Source organism: Streptomyces fuscigenes, from assembly GCF_021556455.1.
Lineage (GTDB): Bacteria > Actinomycetota > Actinomycetes > Streptomycetales > Streptomycetaceae > Streptomyces > Streptomyces fuscigenes.
The window spans coordinates 1-5085 of record NZ_JAKGCV010000401.1 but is presented as its reverse complement, the minus strand read 5'-3'; the positions used below and the strand labels follow the sequence as shown (position 1 = coordinate 5085).

The 5085-nt window shown below is 72.2% G+C and carries 4 protein-coding genes; 2 read left to right on the top strand and 2 right to left on the bottom strand.

Annotated features, from left to right (window positions below):
• Window positions 1-313 precede the first annotated feature (313 nt).
• Window positions 314-1345: a class II fructose-bisphosphatase gene (gene glpX / locus L1885_RS23350; RefSeq protein ID WP_235799139.1), complete on the top strand. Its 1032-nt coding sequence runs from the start codon at window positions 314-316 to the stop codon at window positions 1343-1345.
• A gap of 234 nt (window positions 1346-1579) precedes the next feature.
• On the opposite strand, the gene L1885_RS23345 is transcribed toward glpX, so the two are convergent.
• Complete coding sequence (locus tag L1885_RS23345; protein WP_235799138.1) at window positions 1580-1963, bottom strand: WhiB family transcriptional regulator; 384 nt, start codon at window positions 1961-1963, stop codon at window positions 1580-1582.
• Between the two features lie 471 nt (window positions 1964-2434).
• A complete protein-coding gene (locus L1885_RS23340) occupies window positions 2435-3112 on the bottom strand; it encodes a DUF1707 SHOCT-like domain-containing protein (RefSeq protein WP_235799137.1) in 678 nt (225 codons plus the stop codon).
• A gap of 214 nt (window positions 3113-3326) precedes the next feature.
• On the opposite strand from L1885_RS23340, the gene L1885_RS23335 reads away from it, so the two are divergent.
• On the top strand, window positions 3327-4991 hold the full coding sequence (locus tag L1885_RS23335; RefSeq protein ID WP_235799136.1) for a fumarate hydratase: 1665 nt from the start codon (window positions 3327-3329) through the stop codon (window positions 4989-4991).
• Window positions 4992-5085: the final 94 nt, after the last annotated feature.

Below are 5085 nucleotides of genomic sequence, written 5' to 3'. Positions count from 1 at the left end.
CCGGGCCTCGGCCTGGGCCGGGGCCGGGGCCCGGCCGCCCGGGACCCGGGCCTCGCCGGTCGTCGCTGCGCCGGCCGCAGCGGCCGTCTCCGCCGTCGTCGCGCCCTGCTGTTCGTCGCCTGCCACGCCCCATATGTTCGCACCCGCGTCGCGCGCTCATCCGTGGGGCCCACTGCTCAATCTGGCGGACAACCGATAGAGTCGGATCATCCGCTCTCCATACGGGGCGGGCAGGGCCGTCACCCCGACTCGCCGACCGGCACAGCGGAGCCCGCAGCGGCTCCGCAGAGCAGCAGAAAGGTGCGCGCTCCCGATGACCGACCATCACCTGCCGCCGCCGCTGGACGTGGCGCCCGAGGCGCCCGACCGCAACCTCGCCCTGGAGCTCGTCCGTGTCACCGAGGCCGCCGCCATGGCGGCCGGCCGGTGGGTCGGGCGCGGCGACAAGAACGGCGCGGACGGCGCCGCCGTCAACGCCATGCGCACCCTCGTCTCCACCGTCTCGATGAACGGCGTCGTCGTGATCGGGGAGGGCGAGAAGGACGAGGCGCCCATGCTGTTCAACGGCGAGCACATCGGCGACGGCACCGGGCCCGAGGTCGACATCGCGGTCGACCCGATCGACGGCACGACCCTGAACGCGAAGGGCATGCCGAACGCGATCGCGGTCCTCGCCGCGGCCGACCGGGGCGCGATGTTCGACCCGTCCGCCGTCTTCTACATGGACAAGCTGGTCACGGGGCCGGAGGCCGCGGACTTCGTCGACATCAACGCACCGGTCTCGGTCAACATCCGGCGCGTCGCCCGGGCGAAGCACTCCTCGCCCGAGGACGTCACCGTCGTCGTCCTCGACCGGCCGCGCCACGACGGCATCGTCAAGGAGATCAGGGAGACGGGCGCCCGGATCAAGTTCATCTCGGACGGCGACGTGGCGGGCGCGATCATGGCCGTGCGGGAGGGGACCGGCGTCGACCTGCTCATGGGCATCGGCGGCACCCCCGAGGGCATCATCACCGCCTGCGCCATGAAGTGCCTCGGCGGGGTGATCCAGGGCAGGCTGTGGCCGAAGGACGACGCCGAGCGGCAGCGCGCGCTCGACGCGGGCCACGACCTCGACCGGGTCCTGACCACGGACGACCTGGTCGGCGGCGACAACGTGTTCTTCGTGGCCACGGGCATCACGGACGGCGAGCTGCTGCGCGGCGTGCGCTACCGCTCCGAGACGGCCACCACCCAGTCCTTGGTGATGCGCTCGAAGTCCGGCACGATCCGCCAGATCGACTCGACCCACCGGCTGTCGAAGCTCCGGGCCTACAGCGCCGTCGACTTCGACCGCGCGAAGTAGCCCGCGCACCGCACCGCACCGCACGAGCACGCCACGCGCGGCCCCGCGTCCGAGGCAGCCCGCTGCCGACGCGACCCGGCGGCCGGGCAGCCGGCGACCGACTCGTCCGCGCGGCCGACGCGGCCCGGGACGCCGGCGCCGGTGCGCGGCACACAGTCCACTGCGGAGACATGCGGAAGGTGCCCCCGTTGTGCGGCGGGGGCACCTCCCGTACCCGCGAAGGTGCGGCCGGACTCAGCCGGCCGCGGCTATGCGGCCCGAGGCGGGGCCGGTCGCCGCGGCCTGCCTCAGTTCCGCGTCGCGGCGGCGGCGCCGGGCGAGGACCACACGGCGCTCGGCGGCCGTCAGGCCGCCCCACACGCCGTACGGCTCGGGCTGGACGAGGGCGTGCTCCCGGCACTCCACCATGACCGGGCAGCGGGAGCAGACCCGCTTCGCGGCCTCCTCCCGCGACAGCCTGGCGGCCGTCGGTTCCTTGGAGGGCGCGAAGAACAGCCCGGCCTCGTCGCGACGGCACACAGCCTCCGAGTGCCACGGGCCCGCCTGGTCCTCGCGCGTGGGGTTGTGAGGGGACAAAGAGGCGGCGACCTGCAGTGGCTTCTGCGGCAAGTGCAGCACGGTCTACTCCTGACGACGGCTTCGCGAGCGAGAGACGACGCAGGGGTCCCTACCCGCTGTACGCACGCCTATGCACTGCGTGGCACGCGGCTCGACCGCCGCGGACGCCGCGGAATTCGGGACGTCGCGGCCGAGTCGGAGCAAGTGCGGGCAATTGAAAGGGGCGCGAAGGATGGCGATCCGGTGTATTCGGAAATCGCCCGCGCCCGCGAAATTCGCCGGACCCGACGGAAACGGCACCGCGTCCGGAAGGCGAAGGTCGCGCCTCGCCGCCGGGGGTCCCGATCGGCGTGCTCCCGCGTCCGGACCGCGACGCCGGGCGCGCGGCTCCTGGGTCCGGACGTACGGCGTACCCGCAGCGGCAGCGTCAACAACGCCAGCGCCAGCGGCGCGAGAGCAGCGCCCGCCCGCGCCGGACACGGCGCCACGAGAGCAGCACCCGCCCCGCGCCGCCCCGGCAGGAGCGGGCCCTCAGCGGTCCAGGTACTTGCGCAGCCTGTCGTGCAGGTCCGCGACGAGCTTGCCGCGCTTCGGCTTGGCCTCGACGTTGCCGAAGACCGCCGAGCCGTTGACGATCACCACGGGCGCCTCGGGGTCCTCCGCCTCCAGCGTCCTGACCTCGAAGTTGCCGAAGATCCCGGTGCCGTTGCCGCGCAGCGAGATGTTCTCGGGGACGCGCACCTCGACGTTGCCGAACACCGAGGTCGCGTTGATCACGGTCTGCCGCTGCGTGAACAGCGCCTCCGTGAGGTCGATCTCGATGTTGCCGAAGAGGCTGAAGGCGTTGGTGCGCGGCGCGATGCGCCACCGCCCCTTGCGCACGTTCGAGCTGAAGACCGCGACCAGGTTCTCGGCGGGCACGCCCTCCCCCGCGCCGTACCCGTAGCCGCTGCCGGTCGACGCCCGGGCGGCCGGGCGCGGCGCGCCGCCCGGCGCGGGCAGGTCGCCCACCAGCGGCTCCAGCTCGCCGAGCGTCTTCGCGCGGTACGCGGCTTCGATGCGCTCGCTGTGCTCCTCCGCGTCGAGACGCCCTTCCGCCAGGGCCTCCTTGAGGATGTCGGCGATCCTGTCCCGGTCGGCGTCGGAGGCCCGGATCGTTCCGGGGGCGGCCGGTGCCACGGGCTTCGGGGGCTGCTTTTCGAGGTCCACGCCACCAGACTAGCGAAACGCGATAGATCGCGACCAGGGGCTATCGCGTTCCGGCGCGCCGGATTCCCGGCACGCGGGCGCGCGGGGCCCGGCGGCGGCCCGCGCGCGGGTGAGCGTCACCTCACACATCCGTGGCCGGCGGCGGGTCCTACGCTTAGGAGGCTGCCGAAGTCGAGGGCAGCCGCCGGCCCGTCGAGTGAGGAATGGCCCCAAAATGCCCGAGTTTGCGTACTCCGATCTGCTGCCCACAGGCGAAGACACCACGCCCTACCGGCTGGTGACCGCCGAGGGCGTCTCCACTTTCGAGGCCGACGGTCGTACGTTCCTCAAGGTGGACCCCGAGGCGCTCCGTACGCTCGCGGCCGAGGCCATGCACGACATCTCGCACTACCTGCGCCCGGCACACCTGGCGCAGCTGCGCCGGATCGTCGACGACCCCGAGGCGTCGTCCAACGACAAGTTCGTCGCGCTCGACCTCCTGAAGAACGCGAACATCGCGGCGGCGGGCGTCCTGCCGATGTGCCAGGACACGGGCACGGCCATCGTCATGGGCAAGCGCGGCCAGAACGTCCTCACCGAGGGCGGCGACGAAGAGGCCCTTTCCCACGGCATCTTCGACGCGTACACGAAGCTGAACCTGCGCTATTCGCAGATGGCTCCGCTCACCATGTGGGAGGAGAAGAACACCGGGTCGAATCTCCCCGCGCAGATCGAGCTGTACGCGACGGACGGCGGCGCCTACAAGTTCCTCTTCATGGCGAAGGGCGGCGGAAGCGCCAACAAGTCCTTCCTCTTCCAGGAGACGAAGGCGATCCTCAACGAATCCGCCATGATGAAGTTCCTGGAGGAGAAGATCCGTTCGCTCGGTACGGCCGCGTGCCCGCCGTACCACCTCGCGATCGTCGTCGGCGGCACGTCCGCCGAGTTCGCGCTGAAGACCGCCAAGTACGCCTCGGCGCACTACCTGGACGAGCTGCCGGCCGAGGGGTCCCCGGTGGGCCACGGCTTCCGCGACAAGGAGCTGGAGCAGCAGGTCTTCGAGCTGACGCAGAAGATCGGCATCGGCGCGCAGTTCGGCGGCAAGTACTTCTGCCACGACGTCCGGGTCGTCCGGCTCCCGCGCCACGGCGCCTCGCTGCCGGTCGCGATCGCCGTCTCGTGCTCCGCGGACCGCCAGGCCGTCGCGAAGATCACCGCGGAGGGCGTCTTCCTGGAGCAGCTGGAGACGGACCCGGCGCGCTTCCTGCCGGAGACCACGGACGAGCACCTCTCCGAGGACGACGTCGTCAAGGTCGACCTGGGCCGCCCGATGGACGAGATCCTCGCCGAGCTGACCAAGTACCCGGTCAAGACCCGCCTGTCCCTGACCGGCCCGCTGGTCGTGGCGCGCGACATCGCGCACGCGAAGATCAAGGAGCGGCTGGACGCGGGCGAGGAGATGCCGCAGTACCTGAAGGACCACCCGGTGTACTACGCGGGCCCGGCGAAGACGCCGAGCGGGTACGCGTCCGGGTCCTTCGGACCGACGACGGCCGGCCGCATGGACAGCTACGTCGAGCAGTTCCAGGCGGCGGGCGGCTCCAAGGTGATGCTCGCGAAGGGCAACCGCTCGAAGCAGGTCACGGACGCGTGCGGCAGCCACGGCGGCTTCTACCTGGGCTCGATCGGCGGGCCGGCGGCGCGGCTCGCGCAGGACTGCATCAAGAAGGTCGAGGTCGTCGAGTACGAGGAGCTCGGCATGGAGGCGGTGTGGCGGATCGAGGTCGAGGACTTCCCCGCGTTCATCGTCGTGGACGACAAGGGCAACGACTTCTTCACCGAGCCGGCGCCCGCGCCGACGTTCACGTCGATCCCGGTCCGCGGCCCCGGCCTCGCCTGACCCCGGACCGCGGGCAGGTCCGGCGTCCGCGGCCCCGGCCTCGCCTGACCCCGGACCGCGGGCAGGTCCGGCGCCCGCGGGCGCCGGGCCCCAC